19 protein-coding genes are annotated in these 25,359 nt (G+C 66.5%); 8 read left to right on the top strand and 11 right to left on the bottom strand.

The features are described 5' to 3' along the window. Positions 1-74: 74 nt before the first annotated feature. The gene (czcI, locus tag AC1RQC_RS13835; protein ID WP_492883679.1) at positions 75-479 is read right to left on the bottom strand and encodes a cation efflux protein, CzcI family; all 405 of its coding nucleotides are present in this window, start codon (positions 477-479) and stop codon (positions 75-77) included. A 171-nt stretch (positions 480-650) separates the two neighbouring features. Between czcI and AC1RQC_RS13840 the strand changes: the two genes are divergently transcribed. Then, a complete protein-coding gene (locus AC1RQC_RS13840; RefSeq protein WP_492883681.1) occupies positions 651-3,038 on the top strand; it encodes a heavy metal translocating P-type ATPase in 2,388 nt (795 codons plus the stop codon). 187 nt (positions 3,039-3,225) lie between these two features. Here AC1RQC_RS13840 and AC1RQC_RS13845 read toward each other — a convergent pair whose 3' ends face one another. The 8 genes from AC1RQC_RS13845 to AC1RQC_RS13880 all read right to left on the bottom strand — a co-directional run bounded on the left by AC1RQC_RS13845 (position 3,226) and on the right by AC1RQC_RS13880 (position 11,525). Next, entirely contained in the window at positions 3,226-4,116 is an 891-nt protein-coding gene (locus tag AC1RQC_RS13845; protein WP_492374696.1) for a polysaccharide deacetylase family protein, read from the bottom strand. A gap of 13 nt (positions 4,117-4,129) precedes the next feature. Further along, a complete protein-coding gene (locus AC1RQC_RS13850; RefSeq protein ID WP_052495092.1) occupies positions 4,130-5,182 on the bottom strand; it encodes a bifunctional UDP-4-keto-pentose/UDP-xylose synthase in 1,053 nt (350 codons plus the stop codon). Next, positions 5,179-6,138, bottom strand: a complete 960-nt coding sequence (locus tag AC1RQC_RS13855) for a formyltransferase (RefSeq protein WP_492883683.1) — start codon at positions 6,136-6,138, stop codon at positions 5,179-5,181. The genes AC1RQC_RS13850 and AC1RQC_RS13855 overlap by 4 nt, the downstream gene beginning before the upstream one ends. Continuing rightward, positions 6,126-7,118, bottom strand: a complete 993-nt coding sequence (locus AC1RQC_RS13860) for a glycosyltransferase (protein ID WP_043355630.1) — start codon at positions 7,116-7,118, stop codon at positions 6,126-6,128. The genes AC1RQC_RS13855 and AC1RQC_RS13860 overlap by 13 nt, the downstream gene beginning before the upstream one ends. Continuing rightward, positions 7,097-8,260, bottom strand: a complete 1,164-nt coding sequence (locus tag AC1RQC_RS13865; protein WP_492810578.1) for a DegT/DnrJ/EryC1/StrS family aminotransferase — start codon at positions 8,258-8,260, stop codon at positions 7,097-7,099. The genes AC1RQC_RS13860 and AC1RQC_RS13865 overlap by 22 nt, the downstream gene beginning before the upstream one ends. A 63-nt stretch (positions 8,261-8,323) precedes the next feature. Continuing rightward, entirely contained in the window at positions 8,324-8,695 is a 372-nt protein-coding gene (locus AC1RQC_RS13870) for a DMT family transporter (protein ID WP_043355625.1), read from the bottom strand. Then, the gene (locus AC1RQC_RS13875; protein WP_492883685.1) at positions 8,692-10,464 is read right to left on the bottom strand and encodes a glycosyltransferase family 39 protein; all 1,773 of its coding nucleotides are present in this window, start codon (positions 10,462-10,464) and stop codon (positions 8,692-8,694) included. Before AC1RQC_RS13875 ends, AC1RQC_RS13870 begins: the two co-directional genes overlap by 4 nt. A gap of 497 nt (positions 10,465-10,961) precedes the next feature. Beyond that, the gene (locus tag AC1RQC_RS13880) at positions 10,962-11,525 is read right to left on the bottom strand and encodes an HdeD family acid-resistance protein (protein ID WP_492374700.1); all 564 of its coding nucleotides are present in this window, start codon (positions 11,523-11,525) and stop codon (positions 10,962-10,964) included. A gap of 233 nt (positions 11,526-11,758) precedes the next feature. Between AC1RQC_RS13880 and AC1RQC_RS13885 the strand changes: the two genes are divergently transcribed. Next, the gene (locus AC1RQC_RS13885; RefSeq protein WP_492374712.1) at positions 11,759-12,580 is read left to right on the top strand and encodes a hypothetical protein; all 822 of its coding nucleotides are present in this window, start codon (positions 11,759-11,761) and stop codon (positions 12,578-12,580) included. 119 nt (positions 12,581-12,699) lie between these two features. On the opposite strand, the gene AC1RQC_RS13890 is transcribed toward AC1RQC_RS13885, so the two are convergent. Then, on the bottom strand, positions 12,700-13,008 hold the full coding sequence (locus AC1RQC_RS13890; protein ID WP_043355619.1) for a hypothetical protein: 309 nt from the start codon (positions 13,006-13,008) through the stop codon (positions 12,700-12,702). A gap of 344 nt (positions 13,009-13,352) precedes the next feature. Beyond that, positions 13,353-14,291, bottom strand: coding sequence for an amino acid ABC transporter substrate-binding protein (locus tag AC1RQC_RS13895; RefSeq protein ID WP_492810573.1), 939 nt, complete (start codon positions 14,289-14,291; stop codon positions 13,353-13,355). Positions 14,292-14,563: 272 nt separating this feature from the next. Between AC1RQC_RS13895 and AC1RQC_RS13900 the strand changes: the two genes are divergently transcribed. The 6 genes from AC1RQC_RS13900 (at position 14,564) to AC1RQC_RS13925 (ending at position 25,354) form a co-directional block, all read left to right on the top strand. Further along, complete coding sequence (locus tag AC1RQC_RS13900; protein WP_492883687.1) at positions 14,564-16,390, top strand: DUF2138 domain-containing protein; 1,827 nt, start codon at positions 14,564-14,566, stop codon at positions 16,388-16,390. A gap of 26 nt (positions 16,391-16,416) precedes the next feature. Beyond that, positions 16,417-17,079, top strand: coding sequence for a DUF1175 domain-containing protein (locus tag AC1RQC_RS13905; RefSeq protein WP_492374713.1), 663 nt, complete (start codon positions 16,417-16,419; stop codon positions 17,077-17,079). A gap of 5 nt (positions 17,080-17,084) precedes the next feature. Continuing rightward, positions 17,085-21,836 (top strand): alpha-2-macroglobulin family protein, encoded by a 4,752-nt coding sequence (locus tag AC1RQC_RS13910; protein WP_492883689.1) that lies wholly within the window; start codon positions 17,085-17,087, stop codon positions 21,834-21,836. Between the two features lie 7 nt (positions 21,837-21,843). After that, positions 21,844-23,601 carry a DUF2300 domain-containing protein gene (locus tag AC1RQC_RS13915; protein WP_492883691.1) on the top strand — a complete coding sequence of 586 codons (1,758 nt, stop codon included), beginning with the start codon at positions 21,844-21,846 and terminating at the stop codon, positions 23,599-23,601. Further along, positions 23,598-24,422, top strand: a complete 825-nt coding sequence (locus AC1RQC_RS13920; RefSeq protein WP_492883693.1) for a YfaP family protein — start codon at positions 23,598-23,600, stop codon at positions 24,420-24,422. Before AC1RQC_RS13915 ends, AC1RQC_RS13920 begins: the two co-directional genes overlap by 4 nt. Before the next feature lie 86 nt (positions 24,423-24,508). After that, positions 24,509-25,354, top strand: a complete 846-nt coding sequence (locus AC1RQC_RS13925) for a YfaP family protein (protein WP_183037100.1) — start codon at positions 24,509-24,511, stop codon at positions 25,352-25,354. Positions 25,355-25,359: the final 5 nt, after the last annotated feature.

Consider the following 25,359-nt stretch of genomic DNA (forward strand, 5'->3'; position numbering starts at 1 on the left):
CGAATTTCACCGGGAAGAAGCCAGGGAAGTTCGGCGAGACGAGAGTCTGGAGGTAAAGGGAGTCGTCTCGCCGTTTAGGCGGCGAGCGGCCACTGCGGGCGGTCGGGGGTGGCGCCGGGCGCAGACAGGTAGGACGCGGCTAGCGCCCGGTAGCTGATGGCTACGCCGTGGTGCGAGGCGCTCGTGGCCATGTCCGGCAAGACCAGTTGGGCGCTGGCAAAGTGGCACACGGCGCAGTCCAGGTCGGGCAGCTTGATGTTGTCCTTGCCGCTCTTGCTGTCGCTGCTGTCGTTGCTGCCGTGCTGGCTGAGCTTGCCCTGATGGGCGTGGCTATGGTGGCCAAAATGCCAGTTGGCGATGGCCGTGGCGGTGTCGTTGCCCTGCTGCGTGCTTTCGTGATTGCAATACGCCGCAGCCCCGGCCCAGGCGAACTGGAGGGGCAGCATGATGGCGAAAAGCAGGATCAGGAAACGGCGCATGCGGCGGATTATATAGGCAGCAAGCATGACCCTTGCGCGACTATGGCTTAAACCGTGGCGCAAAGGTGACCTCAGGTGCCCGCACCGGCCGATGTGCAGACAGCACTTGACCCTGTAGTCGCTTCAGGGTCTTAAATGGGCGGTAAGCAAAAACAAGCAGGGAAAACCGCCATGCCTAGCGCAACGCCAGACCAAGCTTCGCTCCGTGACCCATCTTGCTGCGGTCATGGGCATTCTGATGCACACGAACACACGCATAAGCACGATCAAGCACACCAGCACAACCATGGCCACGATCACGATCGCGGCCACCAGCACGCTCAGGCGGGCGGCGCCGCTTGCTGTGGCAGCGCCAGCGTGGCGCCGCCGATTGCCGTAGCCGTTCCTGTCGGCGCCGCCGCGGCCAGCTATCGCATCGACGCGATGGATTGCCCCACGGAAGAGACCCTGATCCGCAACAAGCTGGGCAGCATGGCGGGCGTGGCCGCGCTGCAGTTCAACCTGATGCAGCGCGTGCTGACGGTGCACCATACGCTGGACTCTCTGGAGCCGGTGGTGCGGGCCATCGAGAGCCTCGGCATGAAGGCCGAGCCGCTGTCGGAGCAGGCCGCGGCGCTGCCGCCGCAAGCCGCCAGGCCGTGGTGGCCGCTGGCGTTCGCCGGCGTGGCCGCGCTCGGCGCGGAGGCTGTGCAGTGGCTGCAAGTGCCCGGCCAGGAATGGCTGGCGCCCCTGCTGGCGTTGGTGGCTGTGGCAATAGCCGGGCTGGGCGTCTACAAGAAGGGCTGGATTGCGCTGTCCAATGGCAACCTGAACATCAACGCATTGATGAGCATCGCTGTCACTGGCGCCATGCTGATCCGGCAGTGGCCGGAAGCGGCCATGGTGATGGTGCTGTTCGCGCTGGCCGAGCGCATCGAGGCGGCGTCGCTGGACCGTGCCCGCAATGCCGTGCGCGGCCTGATGGCAATGGCGCCGGAGCAGGCCACGGTGCAGCAGCCCGACGGCAGCTGGCTGCCCGTGGAGGCTAGCGCGGTGGCCATCGGCGCCTTGGTGCGCCTGCGCCCTGGCGAACGTGTAGCGCTCGACGGGCGGGTGCTGCGTGGCCAGTCCACGCTGGACCAGGCACCGATCACCGGCGAGAGCGTGCCGGTCGACAAGACCGTCGGCGATGCACTTTTCGCCGGCACCATCAACCAAGCTGGCGAACTGGAGTACGAAGTCACCGCGCCGGCCAGCGGCTCCACGCTGGCGCGCATCATCCACGCGGTGGAGGCGGCGCAGGGCAGCCGCGCGCCCACGCAGCGCTTTGTCGACCGCTTTGCCCGCATCTACACGCCGCTGGTGTTCCTTGGCGCGGTGCTGGTGGCCGTGGTGCCGCCGCTGGTGATGGACGGCGACTGGAGCGCATGGATCTACAAGGCGCTGGTGCTGCTGGTGATTGCCTGCCCGTGCGCGCTGGTGATCTCCACGCCGGTAACGATCGTGAGCGGCCTTGCGGCCGCGGCGCGGCGCGGCATCCTGATCAAGGGGGGCGTCTACCTGGAGCAGGGCAAGGATCTGAAATGGCTGGCGCTGGACAAGACCGGCACCATCACCCACGGCAAGCCGGCCCAGACCGATTTCCAGCCCCTGGGCGCAACCGCCGCGGCAGGTGCGGCGGCGAGCGATGCGGCGCGCCTGATGGCGGCTAGCCTGGCTGCCCGGTCCGACCATCCGGTGTCGATGGCCGTGGCCAATGCCGCGCGTGCGCATGGCATCGTGCCGCTGGAAGTGCAGGACTTTGCGGCGCTGCCCGGGTACGGGGTCAGCGGCAGCGTGAACGGGCGCAGCTACTATCTGGGGAACCATCGCCTGATCCACGACCGCGGGCTGTGCTCGCCGGAGCTGGAGGCTACGCTGGAAGCGCTGGAGCGGCAGGGAAAGACGGTTGTGCTGCTGGGCGCGGATCACGGTGTCGAGGCGCTGTTCGGCGTGGCGGATACGGTCAAGGACAGCAGCCGCGAGGCGGTGGCTGAGCTGCACGCGCTGGGCGTCAGGACGCTGATGCTGTCGGGCGACAACCCGCATACCGCGCAAGCGATCGCAGCGCAGGTGCAGATCGACGAGGCACGCGGCAATCAGCTGCCGCAGGACAAGGCGGACGCCATCGCTGCGCTGAGCGTGAAGGGGGCAGAAGGGGCGCCGGGTAATGGTAGCAATGGTAGCAAGCGCGTCGTGGTGGGCATGGTGGGTGACGGCGTCAATGATGCGCCCGCGCTGGCCCGTGCCGATATCGGCTTCGCCATGGGCGCGGCCGGGACCGATACGGCGATCGAGACCGCCGACGTGGCGCTGATGGATGACGACCTGCGCAAGATCCCCGCCTTTATCCGGCTGTCGCGGCAGACTTCGACGATCCTGAAGCAGAACATTGCCCTGGCGCTTGGCATCAAGGCGATTTTCCTGGCCCTCACGGTCATGGGCCTGGGCACCATGTGGATGGCGGTGTTCGCCGATATGGGGGCGAGCTTGCTGGTGGTCTTCAACGGCCTGAGGCTGGCGGGGAGGGACCGTAGCTGAACGTTGTCGAGGGTCCGCCGGGGCCTTCGCCAACGGGCCGAAGCGAGGCTGAGGCACACGCGCACGCAAGCGGTGCACGCATGAACGCATCGTCAATGGCCGGTTGCCGGCCGTTGACGATCGTTGATGGTACTGACTGTGTTTTGATGCGGGCGGGCGCGGGCAACATGCCGTCCCGGCCAGATGCCTACGGCTGCAGGATCAGCTCGCCGCTTCTTCCCTCGATCGCGCCCCACGTCACCGGCAGTTGCGGCAGGGCGCTGCGATCGATATGCCGGTAGAGCGTGGCCATCGACACCAGTTCATGCCCCTGCGCGCGCCAGCCATCCAGCAGGCGGTTGAACACCGGCGCAAGCTTGCCGCCCTCGAGTTCGGTGTGCAGGGTGAACACGTGGTCGCGCCCGTCTTCGCTCAGACGCAGCACGGCGTGGTGGACGTTGTCTTCCGTCATGTCGCCCACGCCGATCAGTTCGTCCAGCGTCGGCAGCGTGGTCGGCATCTGCACGTGGCGGCATGCCACACCATCGACCGTGGGGATATACGGACCGGTGCCGCGGCCATCGGACGCGTACACCATGCCCCAGTCGTCGATCTGGCGGAAGGCCTCATCGTTCATTTGCCAACCGGCCGCGCCATGGGTGGGCGGTGCTTCGCCGAATATCTCGACGAAGCGGTCGAATGCACTTTGCATCTGGCGCCGGGTCCAGGCCGCATCGCGCTCGCGCACGTTGTCCTGCCAGTAGACGTGGTCCCAGGTGTGGATGCCGCACTCGTGCCCCGCCGCACGCGCCGCGCGCATCTCGGCCGCGCCCTTGCGGCCGATATCGGGACCGGGCAGCAGCACGCCGTACATCAGCGTGCGCAAGCCATAGTTCGACACCACCGAGGTACGCGACACCTTCTTCAGGAAGCCGGGACGGAACACGCGCCGCAGCGCCCAGCCGGTATGGTCGGGGCCAAGGCTGAATAGAAAGGTGGCCTCGGCCCGCACGCGGGCCAGCATGGCGAGCAGCGCCGGCACGCCTTCGCGGGTGCCGCGCAGCGTGTCGACGTCGACCTTCAGGGCGATACGGGCCATCGGGTGCGTGCGCTCAGTTGGCCGAATCGACCAGGGTACGCGCCTCGATCACCTTGCTGCGGTAAGCCTCGAAGATGGCGCGCAGCGCGTCTTCCATGCTGACCTCGGGCTTCCAGCCGAGCTCTTCCACGGTGTTGTCGATCTTCGGCACGCGGTTCTGCACGTCCTGGTAGCCCTTGCCGTAGAAGTCGCCCGAGGAGGTTTCCACGATCTGGGTCTTCTTGGCTTCTTCCGCGTACTCGGCGTAGTCGCCGGCCATCTTCAGCATCATCTCGGCCAGCTCGCGCACGGAGTGGATGTTGCGCGGGTTGCCGATGTTGTAGATCTTGCCGGTGGCGATGCCGTTCGGGTTCTCGATGATGCGCATCAGGGCGCTGATGCCGTCGGTGACATCGGCAAAGGCACGCTTTTGCGCGCCGCCGTCCACCAGCTTGATCGGCTCGCCGCGCACGATGTGGCCGAGGAACTGGGTGACCACGCGCGAGGAGCCTTCCTTCGATTCGAAGATCGAGTCCAGGCCGGCACCGATCCAGTTGAACGGGCGGAACAGGGTGTAGTTCAGGCCTTGCTCCATGCCGTAGGCGTGGATCACGCGGTCCATCAGCTGCTTGGAGCAGGCATAGATCCAGCGCGGCTTGTTGATCGGGCCGCAGATCAGCTCGGACGTCTCGGGATCGAACTCGTCGTCATGGCACATGCCGTACACCTCGGAGGTGGACGGGAACACCAGGTGCTTGCCGTACTTCACGGCGGCGCGCACGATCGGCAGGTTGGCTTCGAAGTCGAGTTCGAACACGCGCAGCGGCTGGCGCACGTAGGTGGCGGGCGTGGCGATGGCCACCAGCGGCAGCACCACGTCGCACTTGCGGATGTTGTACTCGATCCACTCCTTGTTGATGGTGATGTCACCTTCAAAGAAGTGCATGCGCGGATGGTCGATCAGGTCGCCAAGGCGATCGCTGGACATGTCCATGCCGTAGACTTCCCACGACGTGGTTTCGAGAATGCGGCGCGTCAGGTGGTGGCCGATGAAGCCGTTGACGCCAAGAATCAGGACCTTTTTCATCGGTTTTCCTCTTTGGACAATGCGGTAAGAAATGTGGAAAGCGCGGTAGCCGAGACGGGCGCGGGTTGGGCGCCATCGTCCAGCAGTTCGCGTACAAGGATCAGGCCGCCATCGCCGCACACGCCGACGATCTGCCCGTCGATCACGTGTAAGCCCGGGCGGGCGGCGCTGGTGGACTGCAATGGGGCTGCTCCGGCTGCGCTGCCGGCATGCGGCAGGCGCGCCTGCGCCACCACGAAGCGGCGCGAGCCGACATCGGTGAAGGCGCCGGGATAGGGCGGTGCGACTGCGCGGATCAGGTTGTAGACCTGCGCGGCCGGCTGCTGCCAGTCGATGCGGCCGTCCTCCGGCTTGCGCCCGGAGAAGTAGCTGCCTTCGGCAAGGCGGTTGGGCAGCGGCGTGATGTTGCCGGCCATCATGGCGGGCAGGGCGCGCCACAGCGTTTGCTCGGCGGCCACGGTCACTTTCTCGAAGACCTCGCCGGCGGTGTCGTCGGGCAGGATCGGCACTGACGTCTGGTCGACGATGAAGCCGGCATCCGGCTTGGCTTCCATCGCATGCAGCGTGGCGCCGGTCTCGCTTTCTCCGTGCAGCACCGCCCAGTTCACCGGCACGCGGCCGCGATACTTGGGCAGCAGCGAGCCGTGCATATTGAACGCGCCTTGCGGCGCCAGCGCCAGCACTGCCGCGGGAATCATCGCGCGGTAGTAGAAGGAGAAGATCACGTCGGGGCGCGCCGCGGCCACTGCGGCAGCCAGCGCCGGATCGGCCGGGTCTTCGCCGTAGGTGACGGGCAAGCCGAGTTCGGCTGCGGTATCGGCAACGCGGCGGAACCAGATGTTCTCATCCGGGCGGTCGCGGTGCGTGACGACCAGCGCCACCTCCACGCCACGCGCGTGCAGCACGCGCAGGCAGCGGTCGCCGACGTTGTGATAAGCGAAGACTACTGCGCGCACGAGACCTCCGTCGCCTTTTGCTGTTCCGGCGTGCCTTCCAGCACCGCCTGGATGCGGTAGCGCGGACGGTTGCGCACTTCCTGGTAGATGCGGCCGATGTACTCGCCCAGCAGGCCGATGCCGAACAGCATGATGCCAACCAGGAAGAAGTTGAAGGCGAGCAGGGTGAACACACCCTGCACTTCCGCGCCAAGCACGAAGCGCCGAACCAGCAGCACCGCCACCAGGCCCGCCGATGCCAGCGACAGCAAGGTGCCGATGGCGGAGAACCACTGCAGCGGCACGATGGAGAAGCCGGTTACCAGGTCGAAGTTCAGCCGGATGAGCTGGAACAGCGAATACTTGGATTCGCCGGCGTGGCGTTCCTCGTGCTCGACCACGATCTCCACCGGATTGGAGGAGAAGGTATAGGCCAGCGCGGGGATAAAGGTATTGACCTCACGGCAGGCATTGATGGTGTCGACGACATTGCGGTCGTAGGCACGCAGCATGCAGCCCTGGTCGGTCATCTTGATGCGCGTGATGCGCTCGCGCAGCCGGTTCATGGCCCGGGACGCAATGCGGCGGAACGCCGTGTCGTTGCGCTCGCGGCGGATGGTGCCAACGTAGTCATGGCCTTCGCGCATGGTTGCCACCAGCCGCGGGATTTCCTCCGGCGGGTTTTGCAGGTCGGCATCCAGCGTGATCACGATCTGGCCGCGGGTGTGCTCGAAGCCGGCCAGGATGGCCATATGCTGGCCAAAGTTACCGTTGAACAGCACGACGCGCGTGGTGTCCGGGCGCTTGTGAAACTGGCTGGCCAGGATCTGTGCCGAACGGTCGCGACTGCCGTCGTTGACGAAGATGATCTCGTAGTTGCAGCCGAGCCCGTCCATCGCCGGGTAGAGCCGGTCGAACAGAGCTTGCAGGCCATCTTCCTCGTTATAGACGGGAATGACGACGGAGACTTCGACAGGGCTCATTTGAAGAGGCGTTTGCATGTTTCACTAAGAGTTGCGCATACCCGCTCCACGTCGGCGGCTTGCATGGCGGGGAACATCGGCAGCGTGACGATGCCCCGTCCGATGCGCTCGGCGTGCGGCAGCATGCCTTCGCGCCAGCCCAGGGAGCGGTAATAAGAAAACAGGTGCACGGCGGGATAGTGCACGCCGGTGCCGACGCCTTGCTCGCGCATGGCCTCCATCACCGCGGTGCGCCCGCCTTCGATGCGTTCGGCCGGCAGCACCACCTGGAACATATGCCAGTTGGTGGTGGCTAGCTCGCCGTCACGCGGCAGCGGCAGCTCGATGCCGAGTTCGGCCAGGCCGCTGCCGGCGGCGCAGCGGTAGTACGCCTCGGCCAGTTCGGCGCGGCGTGCCGTGATGGCGTCAAGTTGCACCAGTTGCGACAGGCCGATGGCGGCGTTGACATCGGTCAGGTTGAATTTGCCGCCGGGCTCTTCCACGTCCATCCCGTCCATGCCGGTACGGATCACGCCTTGCAGGCGCAGGCGTTCGGCACGTTCGGCTTCTTCGGGCGAGTTCATCACCAGGCAGCCGCCTTCGACGCTGGTGATGTTCTTGTTGGCCTGGAAGCTGAAGCTGACCAGGTCGCCGAAGGCGCCGATGCGCTGGCCGCGCCAGCGCGAGTCGATGGCCTGCGCGGCATCCTCGATCACGCGCAGGTTGTGCTTCTTTGCGATGGCGTAGAGGCGGTCCATATCCACCGGCAGGCCCGACAGGTAGACCGGCATGATGGCGCGGGTACGGGGCGTGATGGCGGCTTCCACGGCATCGAGATCGATATTGCGCGTGCGCGGATCGATGTCGACAAAGACGGGCTTGGCGCCCACCGTGATCACGACATTGGCAGTGGCAACCCAGGTGATCGGGGTGGTGATGACTTCGTCGCCGGGGCCGATATTGGCCACGCGCAGCGCGATTTCCATCGTCGCTGAGCCATTGGCGAAGGTGCGCACCGGGCGGCCCCCGAACAGCTCGGACAGGGCGGCCTCGAAGGCGTGCATCTTGGGGCCGGAGGTGATCCAGCCCGAGGCCAGCACCTTGCCCACCTCGGCGATGGCAGCGGCGTCAATATTCGGCTTGACGAAGGGCAGGAAGGCTTGCGCAGCGGAAGCGGTCATGGCAATCAGGCTCTTGTGTCTTGTGTCTTGTGGCGATGGTGCGATGGTGCGATGGTGCGGTGATCAGGAACGCGCGATGAGAAACACGCCAGCGAGGATCAGCAGGATGCCCGCTACGCGCAGGGGGCCGATCATTTCACCGAACAGCCACCAGGCTGCCAGGGCGTTCACGACGTAACCGAGCGACAGCATCGGGTAAGCGATCGATACATCGACCCGCGACAGCCCGACGATCCACACGCCGACGCTGACTACGTACAGTGTCAGGCCAGCCAGTACCGGCCACTGCGTCAGCACGCGAAACGCCGTGGCAAACAGCGTCGCGCGCTCGATGGTGATTGCGCCCACGGCGTTGGTGCCGGCTTTGAGCAGCAACTGCGCGCACGCATTAAGCAGCACGCCGGTGAAGATAAAAGCGAAGGTAGAGAGCGTCATGGCGCGCGGTTCGGTTCTTGCTGCGGGGCCGCCGGCGCCTGGCCGGGAGGCGGGAAGTTGGTGACCGCGACGCGGCGCTTGTCTTGCCCGATCTTGTACATCGGCACCTTGCTCTCTTGCAGCATCTTGTAGGTGGCAGCCGACATGATGCCCACGGCGTGCTGACCATCCTGCCATTTTGCAATAAAGGCATCCAGCGTGGGGAGCCATTTCTGCGGCTCCTGCTTGGTGCCGAACTCCAGTTCGTCCGGCCATTCCACCATGATGGTGGTGCGGCGCAGGTAGTACGGCAGCGTGTGGTCCAGCATGCGCACGCCGTAGATCGGCATGTCATCCGTCAGCACGGCGTTGATGGCGGGTACCATGTCCACGCCCGAAGTCTGCCGTCCCATGACCTCGTGGCCCAGCAGCGCCACCGTGAAGCTGGTGAACAAGCCGAGCGAGTAAACGGTGATGCTGACCATCAGGCCCTTGCTCGCCAGCAGCTTGCGCGCGAGGAACACGGCGCCGAGCATCAGCACGAAGGCGGCGCCGACCCAGACCGCGAACAAGCGGTACAGCTCGTTGGGCGTGTTGTCGGAATTCAGCGTGGCCACCACCGGGCTGGCCAGCAAGCCGATTGCCGCAATGACCAGCATGCCGTTGAGCTGCCGCTTCCAGCTGCGCTCATCGATGTGCTGCAGCGCCACGGCTGCCAGCATGCCAAGCGCCGGGAAGATCGGCACGATGTAGCCGGGCAGCTTCGAGCCGGACAGGCTGAAGAAGACAAAGATGGCAATGGCCCACACGGCCAGCAACAGCGCCGGCTGGAATGGCCGTGCCGGCGCCACGCGTGCCGCCGCGCCCTCGCCACGGACCACTTGCCACATGCGCGGCGCCAGGCCCAGCCAGGGGATGAAGCCCGCCACCAGCAACGGCACGAAGTACCACAGCGGGCCTTTGCGCGAGTGTACCGTCGAGGTATAGCGCTGCCAGTGCTCGTGGATAAAGAAGAAATTCAGGAATTCGGGGTTGCGCTCAGACACCAGCCAGAACCAGGGCACCGTGACGATCAGCATCAGCGCGATGCCGGTGATCAGGTGCAGGCGGCGCCACAGTCCGAAGTCGCGCGAGATCAGGGTGTAGATGACCAGCACGAGACCGGGCAGGGCAATGCCTACCAGCCCCTTGGTCAGGATCGCCACGCCCATCGCTATCCAGCAGGCCCACATCCAGTACCGCCGGGCGGCCGGCGTCGCAGCCGGGTGCTGCGCGAGCAGCATGAAGGCCAGCACGCAGGCCATGGCGCCGGACAGCGTCATGTCCAGCGAGTTGAAGTGCGAGGCCACGCTCCACATCGGCGCGGCGGCCAGCACCAGCCCGGTCAGGAAGGCGGCCCGGAAGCCATACCAGCGGTGGGCGGCGAGCATCGAGACCACAAGGCCGACCATGCCGGACAGCGCCACGCACATCCGGGCCTGCCAGTCGCCTACGCCGAACACAGTGTAGGACAGCGCCGTCACCCACATATGGAAGGGCGGCTTCTCGAAGTACTTGAGTGCGTTGTAGCGGATGGTTACCCAGTCGCCGGTAGAGAACATCTCGCGCGCGATCTCGGCATAGCGGCCTTCATCGGAGCGCAGCAGGTGGCGAGCGTCGAGCGTGCCGAACCAGACCAGGAGAATAAACAGGCAAACCAGGACGATGGTGGTCGTGGGCAAGCCGGCAGATTGCGAAACACCTTGTGCGGTGCTTCGCGAGGTGTCTCGCGAGGTCACGGAACTACGCATACGTCTCCTGGAAAGGGATCGGGTGACCGCCCTGGCTTGCGCACATGACGACCGGTTCTCGGGCTTGCGGGGTGTGGCGATCCGCGCGCTGGCGGACCGGGTGGCTTGTCCCGCCTGCTGCCACACAATCATTGCATTGGCTCGCGATGACGCGGCCACTTGCACGATGATCAAAGCTTGGTATACCGTCTTGGCCCCGCTAAAAAAGCGGAGTCAGGCTGTTACCGCAGCGCGCTGCCAGACTGTTTGACGGTTTCGGACTGCCCGGGCACCGGGCGAAAACATCACAACGCAGCAGCGACGGCTTTGGTAGACAAAAGAAGCAAGCGATCGTGCCCGTTTCCACGCGCCTTCTGCTTCGTCCGTCCTTATAGCCGTTACCTCATGGCCAACCGTGGTTGCCAAGTGGCGCGGCGCGCAATGTTAGCACGACCGCCGCAACCCGCCGTCGCGCGCGGGGCCGGCGCACGCGGGACGGCCCGGGTAGCACGCGCGGCTTAGCTGGAAAGTGTATTAATCGGCATGTTTCTGGCGCGACGCAAGCGCAGCGAGACGCCGATCAGCAGAATGCCGCAAACCACCGCCCAGGCTCCGATCATCCACAGCACCGCCAGCGCGCCGGCAAGGGGTTGCCACAGCAGCAGGAAAGCGAACACGATGCTCACCAGCCCGGCCAGGATCAGCCACCATTCATTGGGAATGTCCTTGCGCAGGCGGATCGCCGCGACAATTTGCAGCACCCCTGTGGCAAGCGTCCAGGCGGCGATATATAACAGCAGGGAAAACGCCGTGACCACGGGGCTGAACCAGGTCAGCAAGCCCACGCCCAGGCCAAGCAGGCCTTGCAGTGCAAGGATGCCGCGGTCGCTAGCCTCGCGCTGGCTGCCCGAGATGGCCATCAGCAGCGCGCTGACGCCGTCGGCGGCGGCAAAGGCGCCAAACAAGAGCACAAGTGCAGCCAGTGTGGCAACAGGTGCGAAAAACGCACAAATCCCGAAAAGAACGGCGAGAATGCCGCGCAAGGCCACGACCCACCAAAGCTTGGCGTAATACTGAAGCATAGGAACTCCCTGGCAAGCTGCCCGCATGGGCCGGCAGCGACGGTGACCGACTAAGATTGCCGACACGCGCGGGCAAAAAAGCGCTAGTTTCTAGCCAGCGCGAGCTACAACGTCTGGCTGGCCTTGCGTGTGGGACACCGGGTCGGAACGAGCGGGGGCGCGAAATCATTCTAGACAGGATTCATGTGAGGACAAAGGCGCAACGGTTTAGGGCTGCTTCCATTGCCAGCGCAGTGCTGCTGGCCGTGGGCGGCCTTGCGCAGGCTCAGACAGTGGCGGTGGCCGCTGCCACGCCTGAGCAGGCGCCGGCGCGGGCGCTCGCCCCGCTGTGCGACGCGCCATGGTTCCGCTCCGGCTCGCGGGTGCAGATGGAAGGCGATGGCGCCATGCCCATGTCGATCACCATGACCTTGCGCCGGGCGACCAAGAACCAGACTGGATGCCGGGCGCAGCTCGAGGTGCGCTCCAAGTCGGCGCTGTCTGCCCTGATGGGGCCGCCGGTCATCATGGACCAGGTCCACATGGTCAATATCGACCGCCGCTCCGACTCTGCCAAGAGCAGTATCGAGAGCGAGCATGCCGTCATCAATGCACAAGGGCGCTATGCCCGCATGTACGGCGAAGCCGCCTTCAGGGGCCAGGGCGTGTTCAGCTACGCGGGCATGGATATCCACGAGGGCGGCACCCTGGAGGGCGAGGCGTTCGAGTCCAGCGTCTCGCTGCAGATCTATCCGGTGGGCGCGGACGAGGTCGTGGGAAGCATGCGGGCGCTATATGCCTCGATCAGCGTCGGATCCCGCCACGTGGGCAAGCGCCAGATGATCGATACCGTGCTGGGCCGCAAGGAGTGCATGCCGATCACCTACGAGAAGCGGACTTCGCTGGGGCCGCTGATGGTGGGGGAGGAGGTGGTGCAGGTGGAGCCCACGCTGATGCACGTAACCGACTGGTATTGCCCCGCCGAGGCATTCGTGCTGCGCACCGAGATTCGCCAGCAGGACAAGGTGCAACGGATCGACGTCACGGGGATGGATCTGGATACGACTTCGCCCTGACGCTTTCCCCGCCTGCCAAAGCGGATTCTCCGGCAGCACACAGCAGAAAGCCCGCCAGTTTGAATTGGCGGGCTTTCTGCTGTCAGGGCGCCGGGTACCAGCGCGGCGCCCCTTACCGATCAGTTCGCGGCTGCGGCCGATGCGGCGGGCTTCTTGCTCTTGCTCTTCTTGCTCTTCTTGGTCGACTTCTTGGCCGGCGGCGCGGAGGCGTCGGTCAGGTCCGTGCGGGTGCTCTTGTTCGCGCCCTGGGAATACGGGTCGAACTTGTCACCGGACTTGGCACCCTGGCTATACGGGTCGAACTTATCGCCCGACTTGGCGCCCTGGCTATACGGGTCGAATTGCTTCTTCCCGGTCGATTGCGCCTGGGCAGCCACGGAGACGGCGCCAATGCACAGCGCGATGGCTGTCGCGACGAACTTGTTCATGTTTTCTCCTGGTAAATGCCGCCTTCCGGCGGTTCGAATACACGGAAACTGACGGCTAAGGCCGCCACGCCGATTGCGTGGGATACCGTTGCCGCGTTGTCCGCTGGTCCCCAGTGTCGCCAACATTTCGCCTGGCTGTCAACATACGCTGTATTGTGAAATGCACGCTTTGTATCGTCCTATGGAAAGCCGCTATTGCCTTTATCGCCAAGACTTGCTTGACGCTTGACGATTCATGTGCCTAATCGCACACTTTCCGTTTGCGTTAGGTGAAAAAAAGCCCCCGCAGGCCTGATGGCCTGCGGGGGCTTTGATTTTGGCGGATCGCCGGGCTTCGAAGGCCGTTATTCGGTCGCGACATCCGAAGGATGCTTCCACGCATCCCGGACTTCCGGGCTCGGTGCCAGCGCAAGGTTGATGCTGCGGGCGCCGATTGGCTGCTGGAACCATTGCTTTTGCAGGGCGATCACCTGCGGGCCGGCGAATACCGATGCCAGGGTCTGGTCCACCAGTTGCTTCCACTCCGGATCGGCCTTGGACATCATCAGCGCATTCTGCTCGATCGACAGAGCGGGACCCACGATCACGAACTGCGAAGGGTCCTTGGCGCGGGCGCGCAGTCCCGACAGCAGTACATCGTCCATCACGAATGCCTGCGCACGTCCGGATTCGAGCAGCAGGAAGGATTCGCCATGATCCTTCGCGTAGATGTCATGGAAACCATACCGGCCCTTCAGGCGGCGCACATGGCGATCGCCCGTGGAGCCGGCGCTGGTCACCACGTTCTTGCCGCGCAGGTCCTCGAAGGATTTGATGCCCGAATCCGCGCGCACCAGCATGCGGACCGTGGAAATGTAATGCGAGACGCTGAAGGCGACCTGCTTCTGGCGCTCCAGGGAGTTCGTGTTGGGCGCGCAGTCGAGATCGACCAGGCCATTGACCACGGCGGGGATCCGGTTCTGCGGGGTGAGCGGCATCCAGCGCACCTTGATCGTTTTCAGCCCGAGCTTCACGCGCGCGGCCTCCGCGGCGCGCAGGCACAGGTCCACCGCGTAGCCTGCGGGCTCGCCCTTGTCGTTGGCGAAGGAAAAGGGCAGCGCCGATTCACGGTAGCCCAGCACGATGGTGCCGGTGTTGCGGATCTTGTCCAGCACCGGGCTTTGAGCCTGGGCGGCGTGTGGGGCGGAAATCGAGAGGGCGGCGGCAGCGACGAACGCTAGCTTTGCCAGCAGGCGGGAGGCACGGAACGTGCCGGCACTGGCGAATGTGGCAAACGAGAACATATGTCGAATATTTCAAAAATGGCGAGGCTACGCCCGTGGCCCGCTTCGGCAAAGTACATCTTTGTCATAAGCAAATATCGGCCCGGAGAGCCGCCTGGGCAAAGGCGCCCGGTCGGAAAGCGCACTACGCCGGCGGGTGGCGCCGAGCGCGCGGCCGCGCAGGCAGTCACAAAAATTCACGGTGGCTGGGTTGCGGTTTGATTGATGTGCGCGGTACGCTACCGGGTTCGCTGCATCTGTGACGTGCAGTGATCACGATCGTGAAGGGAATCATGAAGATTTCGCGCAAGAGAATCGCGCTTGGCACCGCCGCGCTGGCGATTGCCGCTGGTGTGGCCGTGCAAATGGTCTGGCACCCGTTCGGACGCGCCTGGAAGGGGCAGCCCCGCCAGCTTGAACTCGATTTCAGCCGCCCCGATGCGCTGGTCGACAGCGAAAGCCTGTCCAGCCTGCCGCGCGATATGCTCCGCGTGCCGCTGCTGCGCGATGTGCTCACCGAAGATTTCGTCAATTATTACGAAGACAACGAAGGCCGCCTGTCTGCCTCGGGCGCGTTGCGTCGCATTGCCTTCGAGCACGACCTGGACTGGGGCGATGCGTTGCTCAAGCGCGTGTTCGACGAACCGGGCCGGCTCATGGCCTGGCGCGGCGCCGATGGCACCTTGCGCTACTGGGCGTTGTCGATGGAGCGCAACGGGCTGGCCAAGGTGCTGCAGACACTTGGCACGATCGCCCCGGCTGACACGCAGCTGAGCCGTGCCGGTGAGGTCGGCGGCACGCCGCTGTATGCGTTGCGGATCGGCCCGGCGCGCAGCCTGCTGCTGGCGGGCAAGGGCGATCGCCTGGTAGTGCTGTCGGAAGCCGGCATGCTGCTGGACGCGGAAGGCAAGCCCATCGGCGCCCGCGCCAAGGCGGTGGCCGCCTGGCTGTCCGACGATGCCGGCGCGCGCGAGACCCCGCTGCAATCGTTCGCGCTCGACGCCGCCAAGGGCCCGCTCAAGGGCCATCGCGTGCTGGTTGGCGCGAATTACCTCTCGTTTGGCTACCAGGCATTCTTCCCGGGCATCGAAGCGCTGCGTTTCGATTTTGCCGGCGCCGACTCTAAGTCCGACTCTAAGTCCGATTCCAAATCCGATTCCAAGGCCGGCGCCGATGATGCCGCCTGGCACAGCGCGGTGCTGGTCGATGGCGCGCGCCTGCCGGGCAAGTGGAACACGGCCGAACTCTGGAAGGCCTTGCCGGCCGACCCCGCGGCGTGCGCCACGCTGCCGGTGGACTGGCAGGCCGCAGGCAAGATGCTGCAGAAGGTCAGCGGCGGCAAGGATGAACTGGCTGCGCAGGTGGCCCAGGCCTTCGACGGGCCGGCTGCCGTGTGCTGGTATAGCAAGTCGGCGCTGGTGGCGCCGTTGTTCATGGCCCGGGTCAAGTCGGCCGATGCCGCTACCGCGCTGCGTCCGGTGCTGGCGAGCCTGTTCGAGCAAGTGATCGGCGCCTATGAACCCAATGCCGGCGCAGAAAAGGGCGCCTATGCGCGCCTGCCGGTGCAGAGCCGCCAGGGCGCGGGCGGCGCGGTGTTGTGGTCGCGCGCGGTCAGCTCGCCCTACGGCACGCGTGAGGGCAAGGGGGCGCCGTTCGCGGCGCAGCTTTCGGCGGGCGCCTATTTCCCCGTGACGCTGGCACTGGCTGGCAACACGGTGCTGTTTTCGCCTGACGGCGCGTTGGTGGATGACGCGCTGGCGGTGCAGGGCAAGCGCTTCCCCGCGGTGGCCGACACCATGCAGCGCGGCCAGCAGGCTCGTACCGTGCTCAGTTTCACCCCGTCGACGCTGGCGCCGCTGGTGCGGCGCGAAGCCACCAAGGCGTTGCCCGCGGACCAGGAAGCCCTGTTCCTGAACGCGGCGCGCGCTCACCTGTTCCCTAAGCTGAAGACCCTTGCGGCCTACCCGGCGGTCTCGCTTGTGCTGCCCGATAGCTTGCCTTCGGGGCGTGCGTGGGTGTCGGTGACCTGGCAGCAGGCAGGCACGCCGCCGCGCGGCGTGCTGGCCGCGGCCCCGTCGATAGCGCCGATAGCACCGGCACCGCAAGAGGCCGCGCAGTGATAGCTGTGAGCCGAGGCCGCCGCTCGATGCTGGCGGCGCTTGCCTTGCCCCTGGCCGGCGGCGGTCGGGCCTGGGCCTTGTCGGGCCTGGCGTCGGACACGCCAGACGCGGATGCGCTCGATGCCGCGCAATCCGCGGCGTTTCGTGCCTGGTTCGTGCGCATCGTCGGCGAGCAGCTGCGCCAGGGCCCGACCCCACGCTGGTACCAGCGCGATTGTGCGGGCCTGGTGCGCTTTGCCGTGGGCGAGGCGCTCAAGGTGCATGACGCGCGCTGGCTGCGCGCCAACGGCATGCAAGGCAGCGCCTCGGCCCGCCAGTTGCCGCCGGAGCTTAGCCTGAGCCCGAGCCAGCGCACGCTTGGCCAGCGCTGGACCCGCGCCGACGGCAGCACCGGGGCTTATGCCTCCGCCCTGGCCCTGGTGCAGGGCAATAGCCGCTTTGTCGCCAGGAACGTCAACCTGGCGCAGCCTGGCGACCTGCTTTTCTACGACCAGGGTGATGAACAGCACCTGATGATCTGGATGGGCCAGTACCTGGCCTATCACACCGGCACCGTGACCCGTACCGATAACGGCCTGCGTGCCGTCACCCTTTCCCGCTTGATGCAATGGAACGATTCGCGCTGGCAGCCGCAGGACGGCAATCCCAATTTCATCGGCGTATTCCGTTTCGCCTTTTTGTCGAGGTAAAGACGATGCTTGTCGTCATGACGCGCGCAAGCGCGCTTCTGCGTTCCTCCATCCCCCGCATGCTGCTGGCGCTTGCCTTGCTGGCAGGCACCCAGGCGGCAGGCGCCGCCGAGCGGCCGAGCGTCACGCTCGACACGGTGCCGTCAAGCGGCTATAGCGCCTTCCAAGGGCAGCCGTTCTTCCTGCTGTCGGACGCCAGCTACGGCAGCGACCAGACGGCGCAGGTGCGCCTGGAAGCCCCGGGCCGCGAATACAAGAGCGAGCTGCAGCGCTACGGCGGCGCCGACATCCTCGTGTACCGGGTCGCCGATCCGATCGCCTTCTTGAAGGCACAAAAGAACCTGCACCGGATCGACGTCAAGGCGAACTACCGCGGCGAAGGGCTGGCCAATACCTTGTCCTACCTGTGGGATAGCTGGTACAAGCAGGCGCGCCGCGCATGGCAACGCGTGCTGTCGTTCGCGACCCGCAGCAAGGCGGTGGAGGACGCGCCGCAGTTCAGCATGGGTGACCAGATTGCCCAGCCGACCCGCTTCGAGAACAACCCGCAGTACGAGCCGCTCAAGGGCTATGACGTGGTCGAGCGCTTCCGCTACCCGATCTGGGACGCCAAGGAAATCGCGCCGCCCAAGGACGTCAAGCTGGAAGGCAGCAGCAGCGAATTCCTGCCGCGAGACGCGGGCAACGTGATGGTGCCGCTGGGCAAGCTCAAGCCGGGCCTGTACATCGTCGAAGGCATCATCGGCACCTACCGCGCCCATACCTTGCTGTTTGTGTCCGATACCGTGGCCATTACCAAGAGCACCGGCAACGGTATGCTGGTCTGGGCCGCGCAGCGCAAGAGCGGCCGCCCGGTTGCCGGCGCCAGCCTGGCCTGGACCGATGGTCTCGGCGTGCTCCAAAGCGCCACCACTGGCGCTGACGGTGCGGCAGATCTGGCCCACGCCAGCCCGGAGCGCAGCTACCTGCTGGGCGTGGATCCGGCCGGCGGCGCGTTTATCTCGGAAAACTTCTACTACGACAGCGAGATCTACAACACCAAGCTGTACGCCTTCACCGACCGGCCGCTGTACCGTCCCGGCGACGAAGTCCGGGTCAAGTTCATTGGCCGCAATTTCCGCAATGCCACCGAATCCGGCCCCGCTGCGCCTGGTGATATCAAGCTGGAGGTGCTGGACCCCAACGGCGCGCCGCTGGCCTCGGTCGCTACCGCGCTGGCCGCTGACAACGGCGCCGACGCGCGCTTCACGCTGCCCGCCAATGCCCTGGCCGGCGGCTATACGCTGCGCTTCGACTACGGTGGCAACACCTACGGCGGCGCCTTCCGCGTGGCCGAGTACATCAAGCCGCATTTCGACGTGAATCTTGCGTTGGACAAGGCCGACTATGCCACCGGCGAGGCGGTCAAGGGCAAGATCCAGCTGCGCTATCCCGACGGCAAGCCGGTCAAGGACGCCAAGCTGTCCGTCAGCCTGCGCGCGCAGCAGGTGACGATGGTGGAGGGCGAGCTGCAATATGCCGGCCTGTTCCCGGTCAAGCTGGAGCAGCAGGAACTGACCACCGACGGCAGTGGCAATGCCGCGCTGGTGCTGCCTGCCGCCAAGGATCCGAGCCGTTACGTGGTGACGGTGTTCGCCAACGACGGCGCGGCCTATCGGGTCAAGGTCACGCGCGAACTGCTGATCGCGCGTGGCGCCACGCCATACAAGCTGACAGCGCCGGCCAACTTCACCAACCCGGGCCAGAGCGTGACCTTCCAGTTGCAGGCGCTGGCCGCAGGCGGGCAGGCCTCGGCGCAGGCGCCGGCCAAGTGGGAACTGGTGCGCCTGGAGTCCCGCACCCGCAGCGAAGGCGCGCTGAGCCCCGCCGCCAACGGCACTGTGTCGTTCCCGGTCAAGTTCGACCAGCCGGGCTCGTATACGCTCTCCGTCAAGGACGGCGCGGGCAATCTGCTGGCCGCCGCTAGCCACTGGGTGGCCGGCGAGGGCCTGCAGACCGTGCCGGGCAATATCGAGATCGTGTTCGACCGGGACCGCTACCGCATCGGCGACACGGCCGAAGCGCTGGTGACGTTCCCGCTCGCCGTCGAGGATGCCTTGCTGACGCTCGAGCGCGACCGGGTGGAGCGGCGCGGCCTGCTGTCCAAGGGTGGCGACTGGCTGTCGCTGGAGAAGGTCACCGACAAGCAATGGCGGGCGCGGATCAAGGTGGGTAACGATTTCAGCCCCAATATGACGTTCTCCGTGCTGTACGTGAAGGACGGCGACTACGTGTTCCAGAACGCCGGCATTGCCGTGGTACAGCCCACGATCGAGCTGGTGGTCAAGAGCGACAAGCCTGTCTATGCCCCCGGCGAGACCGTCACGCTGGACCTCACCAGCGCCTTCAATGGCAAGCCCGTGCCGGCGAATCTCACCGTCAGCGTGGTGGACGAGATGGTCTACGTGCTGCAGCCTGAAATCGCCCCGAGCATCGTCGACTTCTTCTACCATCCGCGCCGCAACAGCGTGCGCACCACTTCCAGCCTGAACTTCATCGGCTACGACCTCGCCGTGTCGGGCCAGCCCGGCGCCGGCGGCCCTGAGCGAGGCCGCTATAACGAGCGTGGCGTGAAGGTGCTGGAGCGCCCACGCCGGGACGAGAAAGACACTGCCGCGTGGGAGGCCAACCTGCGTACCAGCGCAGACGGCCGCGCGCGCATGAGCTTCACCATGCCTGACTCCCTGACCCGCTGGCGCATCACGGTGCGAGCGATGTCTGCCGACGGCATGGTAGGGCAGCGCACCGCCAGCATCCGGTCCGACAAGGGCCTGTATCTCAAATGGACCGGGCCGCAACGCTACCGCGCCGAGGACGCGCCGCGCATCGACATGGTGGCCTTCAACCAGGGTGAGCAGGAGGTGGCCGCGGACCTCGTGGTGATCGGCGCCGGCCTGAACATCAACCAGAGCGTGACGCTCAAGCGTGGCGCTAACTACGTGCGCCTGCCGGTTGCGCAGGGCGCTCTGCAGGGTGGCGTGGTCAATGCGGAGATCAAGCTGCAGGGCAAAGTGCTGGACCGCCTGCAGACCACGCTCACGGTCGAGCCCACCGGCTGGCTCTCGCAGCGCGAGCTGACGCTGCCGCTGGCAGGTGCCAATGCCGCGTTCAAGCTGCCGGCGGACGCACAGGACGTGCGCCTGCGCTTCGTCGACGGCGCCGCCAGCCAGTTTGCCCGCGTGGCGGACGACTTGCTGGCTTATCCGTACGGCTGCACCGAGCAGACCGCCAGCCGGCTGATTCCGCTGGCATTGGCCCAGCGTAGCCTGGCCGCCACCGCCGCGGACACGGGCGGCGGCACCCAGGGCATCGACGCGCTGCTGCGCACCCAGCGCCAGCGCCTGGCGCTGCTGGCTGGGGTCAATGGCCAGTTTGGGTGGTGGGGCGATACGGTGGGCAATAGCGCGCTGCTGACGGCGTATGCCTATTACGCCGACTGGCTGGCAACGCGCGCCGTCGGCATCAGCCTGCCGCCCGATCACTGGAAGCGCACGCTGGAAGCTTACAAGCAGGCCATGAAGGAGCCGCTGCTGCACCGTGCGCTCGCGCTGTGGTTCATCAACGAGATGGGCTTGCCGGTGGCCACGCAGCTCGGTGGCGTGGCCGGCGAGCTCGCTCGCCCCGGCGCCGACGCGCCTGGCGCGGCCGTGGGCGAAAGCCTGGTGTTTGCCGCACCGGATTCGCCGCAAGGCCGCCGCGTGGCGACCGTGCTGGCCGCGCAGCTCTACAAGCAGATCGGCCAGCCGATGCCGGAAGGCCTGGCCAGCGCCGCCGAGGCCGCGCGTCTGACGTTGGCGAGCGATCCTTCGCCGCTGGTGCAGAGCCTGCTGCTGATGGCGGGCAAGGGCGCGGCCACTTCCGACGTGCAGGCGCTGCTGGCCCGCGCCGGCGCTGCCTCACCGACGATTGACCGGGCCGTGACGCTGGTGTGGCTCAACAAGGCCCTTGGCGGCGGGCTGGGCCGCGGGCTGGCCGGCGAGGGCGATCCCGCGCTGCGCGTGCCGCAGGGCAACTGGAAGGCTACGCGCAGCCCGCTCGGCCTGCCGGAATGGCGCTGGAGCGGGGCGCAACTGCCTGAGACGCTCGCGCTTACCGTGCCGCAGAACATGGATGCGGCTTCGCAGTCGTTCAACACCAATGCCGTGGTGTCCTACCGCAGCCGTGCCCAGGAAGCCTCGCGCCTGCCGATCGGCATCGAGCGCAAGCTCTATCGCCTGGTGCCCACGAGCGATGGCGCAGCGAAGGACGGCAAGCCAGCCGAAGCCGCCGCGGCGGGTACGGCCGGCCTGAGCTTCTCGGCCAAGCCGGTCAAGCCGGGCGACAAGCTCGACAGCAACACGCTCTACGTCGATGAAATCGTGCTGAGCCCGCGCCAGGGCACCTATCGCTACGGGCTGGTCGAAGCACCGCTGCCGCCCGGCGGCGAGGTCGAGGGCACGACGTGGGGCCTGCGGATCGACGGCTTGCCCGATCCAGACAATAAGGTCACCGGCCTGCAGCCGTTCCAGCGCGCCGTGACATACGAGATGGGCATGCTGTCGTATCACCAGCCGGTAGTCTCGCTAGAGCGCCCGGTGGTGCTGCGCCAGCTGGTGCGCTTTTCGCTGCCAGGCAAGTTCAACCTGCCCCCGGTGCGCTACTTCCGCATGTACCAGCCAGATGCCAAGGCCCTGCAAGGCGACGGCAAGACGGCGGGTTTCCCCTTGACGGTGGAGTGAGGCGGGCATGAACGGCGCAGCGCGCATGGCCGCCGGCCGTGCCTGGTGGCGACGGCTTGCGGTGCTGGCCGCCGTGGGTGCGGCGTGCGCCGGGCCCGTGCTGGCTGCCACGCTCGCGCCCGCCGAGCCCCTGCGCTTCGCGCGGCTCGCGGGAGCGGACGCGCAATTGTTCGCCCTCGACGGCAACGCCGCCGCGCCCGCTGCCACGCCATTGCCTGCCAGCTTGCAGACCCCATTGGGCAGCGTGTGGAAGCTGTTCGTCTATGGCTACCTGGTCGGCCGCGACAAGCCATCCGATGACTACACCTGCCGTGGTGGTGACCCGGAGGAGGTTTACTGCTGCACGCCCGGCCAGAGCATCGACCGCGAGCGTGCGCTGATTCAATCCTGCGGACGCTATTTCGAGCCGCGGCGGCTGGGTCTGTCCGCTGCGGACTGGCGCCGCTTCTGGAAGGAGGCAGGCGCACCCGCGTGGCTGCAGGACATGCGGGCGATGCAGCCCGCTCGCAACGTGGCCGTTGCCGATCTGCTTGCCGGGCTGCATGCCGTGCCCCCCGCCGCGCAACAGGCAGCCGCCGCGACGCTGGTATCGGTACTGACGGTGGGGCGCGGCGAAGGCACGCTGGCCAACTATGGCAGCCTGCTGCGCGCCAAGACGTGGACCATGCCGGACCCGGCGCGGCCGGGCGCATCCATCGGCGGCGCGGCCGGCTGGCTTGCCGATGGCAGCCCGGTCTGGCTGGGCGGCCCCGGCGCCAGTGCCAATGTGCTGCGCCGTGCGGCGCCCCGCCTGCAGCCGTTGCTGGCCACCGTGCCGGTGCCTGATGATGGCGCCTGCGTGCTGGTCGATATGTTCGAGCGCTATGCGCTGCGCGATCTGCAAGCCGCCGGTACCGGTACCGGCAATGGCACCGGCGCAAGTCGCCAGGCCGTGGCGGATGGCCCGCTCAACGGCACCTATCGCGCCGAGTTTGCCAATGGCAACACCCTGCGCGTGGAGAGCCGTGGCGAACTGATGCTGCTGCGCAAGCCCGGCGCCGCGCCGCGCGTAGTGGGCCGTTTCGGTCTCAATGACTACGTGGCGCGGGTGGTCGAGCGCGAGGGCGACACCACCGAGCCCGAGGCCGCCCGCGCCCTGGCGGTGGCCGCGCGCAGCTACCTGATCCAGCAAGCCACGCGTGAGCAAGGCTGCTTTCATATTGCAGATAGCAGCCGCACCCAGCGTGTGCTGCCACGTGCACCTACCGCCGCGGCGCGGCGTGCCGCTGATGTGACCGATGCGCTGGTGTTGCCCGGCGTGGCCGTGCGTTATCACCACGACGCGAGCGGCCAGGGGCGCATGGCCTGGCTGGAGGCCCGGCGCGCGGCCGGGCAGGGGCAGTCGTTCGATGCCATCCTGGCCCGCTGGTGGCCTCAGGCCACGCTCACCTCGTTCCAGAGCCCCGTGGCCGGCGATTGCCTGGCGGTGGCCAATGCGCGGCAGTGGCTGGCGCAGCGCGCGCCGCACTGGGAGCGCCGGCTGGCGGCGGAGCCGGGCTATGAAACGCCGCCGCTGCCCGCAGTGTGCGAAGTGCGCGAAGGCCGCCCTTATGCCGATGCGCGTCGCAACCGGCTCTATATCCACCGGCTGGCCAGCGAGGACGACCGCATTGCGCTGGCTCACGAATATCTCCATCTTGCATTTGCCCGCCACCCGCGCGGGCAGGACGAAGGCTTTGTCGAAGCCATGGCGCGCAAGCTGGTACGTACGCAAAACCCATCATGAATCTCACCCGTAATCTGTCCTGCAACTGGCGCCACGGCGTGCTGGCCCTGGCCTGCGCCGCGGCGCCGCTGGTGGCCGCGGCCGAGCCGGTTGCCGATCTGGACGGCCCGGTGGGCGGCTGGCGCCACGGCGGCTTGTCCAACGAGCTCGAGCGCCATACCGCCGCTTATCCCAAGCCGCCGGTGGACCGGGGCACGCAGAAGTACCGCACGCTGATCGAGGGGTGCCTGCGCAAGGTCGGCAAGGAGGGCCGCAAGCCGCCCACGCTGGTGGTCAACGGCACGGCCATGCCGCTGTATGCCGACGAGCAGGGGCGCTTCGCGCGGCCGTGGGCGTTTGGCCGGGGCTCCAACAGTGTGGAGATCGTGTCCGCTGATGGCGCCTCGCGCCAGCGCTTGCAGTTCTACGAGGCCGACGCGACCAAGATCCAGGCCAAGCTGCGCGCGGTGTTGACCTGGGACGATCCCAAGGCCGAGGTCGACCTGCATGTGATTTCACCTGACGGTGGCCATGCCTTCTTTGCCAGCCCCTTGCTGCCGGAAGGGGGCGGTCTGGACGTGGATAGCGTGGACGGTGCGGGGCCGGAGATTTTCTCGAGCGCGGCGCCGCGTCCCGGGGTGTGGTTGTTCTATGTGAATTACTGGGGCAATTTCAACGCCGACGGCTACAACTTCGAAAAAGGCAAGAACGATCGCGACCTGATTACCGCTAAGCTCACGCTGATCTACAACGAGAACACGCTCAATGAAAAGCGTGAGACGCTCGTGGTGCCGCTGCGCAAGCTGGGCGAACTGGCGCTGATGAAGTCGGTGCGCTTCTGATCCGACACATCGATCAGGCACACTGATAGCCAGACCGACGCCTAGCCAGAAAGCAGTCGCAAAGAACGCAGGAAGGAACCGTGGATATGCAGCACTCGCCGAAACTAGCCTTGATCAGCCTGACCCTGCCGGCATTGTTGCTGGCCGGCGCCGCGCGAGCCGACGATGCCATCGAGTTCACCACGCCGCGCAACGGCTGGCGCAACTCGGCCGGTGATGCTTCGGCCTATACGCAGGAAGTGCATTACCCGGCGGTGGCGGTCTCCACGCGAGCCGGGCAAGCCGCCAGCGCCATGATTGCCGGGCGCATCCGCGCGGCGCCGAAGTCCGAGGCGGATGCCGCGAGCGCCGCGTCGAGCCCCGCACCCGGCGGGCGCGGGCGGCGCGGTGGCGGCTCGGTTGCCACCCTGGTGGTCAACGGCGTGGCGATGCCGCAGCGGGTTGAGGAGGATGGCCGCTTCTCACGGCCCTACGCCTTCTCGGGCGGCAGCAACAGCGTGGAGATCCGCAGTGCGCAGGGCGCCAGCAAGCGCGTGCAGTTCTACGACGGCTACCAGGGCAAGACCCGTCCGCGCCTGCGCGTGGTGCTGTCGTGGGACAGCGATCAGACCGACCTGGACCTGCATGTGGTGGCGCCCGACGGCCAGCACACCTTCTATGCGAATCGCGTGGCCAGCAACGGCGGCGCGCTCGATGTCGACGTCACCACCGGCTATGGCCCGGAGATCTATTCGATTGCCGCGCCGCCACCCGGCACCTACCTGGTCTATGTGAACTACTACGGCAGCGGCGCCGGTCCCGAAGCCATTACCGTGGCGCAAGTAGCGCTGATCACCGATGAAAACACGCCCAACGAAAAGCAGCAGGTGTTCCGCGTGCCGATGCGCAAGCCCGGCGAACTGACGCTGATCAAGTCCTTCGTCATGAAGTGAGCACC

The sequence above is a fragment of the Cupriavidus sp. GW822-FHT03E04 genome, from assembly GCF_058801495.1.

What these genes read in the sequence shown, in the direction of transcription:
- czcI (WP_492883679.1), bottom strand. Translation starts at nt 479, where the DNA reads ATGCGCCGTTTCCTGATCCTGCTTTTCGCCATCATGCTGCCCCTCCAG.
- AC1RQC_RS13840 (WP_492883681.1), top strand. Translation starts at nt 651, where the DNA reads ATGCCTAGCGCAACGCCAGACCAAGCTTCGCTCCGTGACCCATCTTGC.
- AC1RQC_RS13845 (WP_492374696.1), bottom strand. Translation starts at nt 4,116, where the DNA reads ATGGCCCGTATCGCCCTGAAGGTCGACGTCGACACGCTGCGCGGCACC.
- AC1RQC_RS13850 (WP_052495092.1), bottom strand. Translation starts at nt 5,182, where the DNA reads ATGAAAAAGGTCCTGATTCTTGGCGTCAACGGCTTCATCGGCCACCAC.
- AC1RQC_RS13860 (WP_043355630.1), bottom strand. Translation starts at nt 7,118, where the DNA reads ATGCAAACGCCTCTTCAAATGAGCCCTGTCGAAGTCTCCGTCGTCATT.
- AC1RQC_RS13865 (WP_492810578.1), bottom strand. Translation starts at nt 8,260, where the DNA reads ATGACCGCTTCCGCTGCGCAAGCCTTCCTGCCCTTCGTCAAGCCGAAT.
- AC1RQC_RS13870 (WP_043355625.1), bottom strand. Translation starts at nt 8,695, where the DNA reads ATGACGCTCTCTACCTTCGCTTTTATCTTCACCGGCGTGCTGCTTAAT.
- AC1RQC_RS13875 (WP_492883685.1), bottom strand. Translation starts at nt 10,464, where the DNA reads ATGCGTAGTTCCGTGACCTCGCGAGACACCTCGCGAAGCACCGCACAA.
- AC1RQC_RS13880 (WP_492374700.1), bottom strand. Translation starts at nt 11,525, where the DNA reads ATGCTTCAGTATTACGCCAAGCTTTGGTGGGTCGTGGCCTTGCGCGGC.
- AC1RQC_RS13890 (WP_043355619.1), bottom strand. Translation starts at nt 13,008, where the DNA reads ATGAACAAGTTCGTCGCGACAGCCATCGCGCTGTGCATTGGCGCCGTC.
- AC1RQC_RS13895 (WP_492810573.1), bottom strand. Translation starts at nt 14,291, where the DNA reads ATGTTCTCGTTTGCCACATTCGCCAGTGCCGGCACGTTCCGTGCCTCC.
- AC1RQC_RS13900 (WP_492883687.1), top strand. Translation starts at nt 14,564, where the DNA reads ATGAAGATTTCGCGCAAGAGAATCGCGCTTGGCACCGCCGCGCTGGCG.
- AC1RQC_RS13905 (WP_492374713.1), top strand. Translation starts at nt 16,417, where the DNA reads ATGCTGGCGGCGCTTGCCTTGCCCCTGGCCGGCGGCGGTCGGGCCTGG.
- AC1RQC_RS13910 (WP_492883689.1), top strand. Translation starts at nt 17,085, where the DNA reads ATGCTTGTCGTCATGACGCGCGCAAGCGCGCTTCTGCGTTCCTCCATC.
- AC1RQC_RS13915 (WP_492883691.1), top strand. Translation starts at nt 21,844, where the DNA reads ATGAACGGCGCAGCGCGCATGGCCGCCGGCCGTGCCTGGTGGCGACGG.
- AC1RQC_RS13920 (WP_492883693.1), top strand. Translation starts at nt 23,598, where the DNA reads ATGAATCTCACCCGTAATCTGTCCTGCAACTGGCGCCACGGCGTGCTG.
- AC1RQC_RS13925 (WP_183037100.1), top strand. Translation starts at nt 24,509, where the DNA reads ATGCAGCACTCGCCGAAACTAGCCTTGATCAGCCTGACCCTGCCGGCA.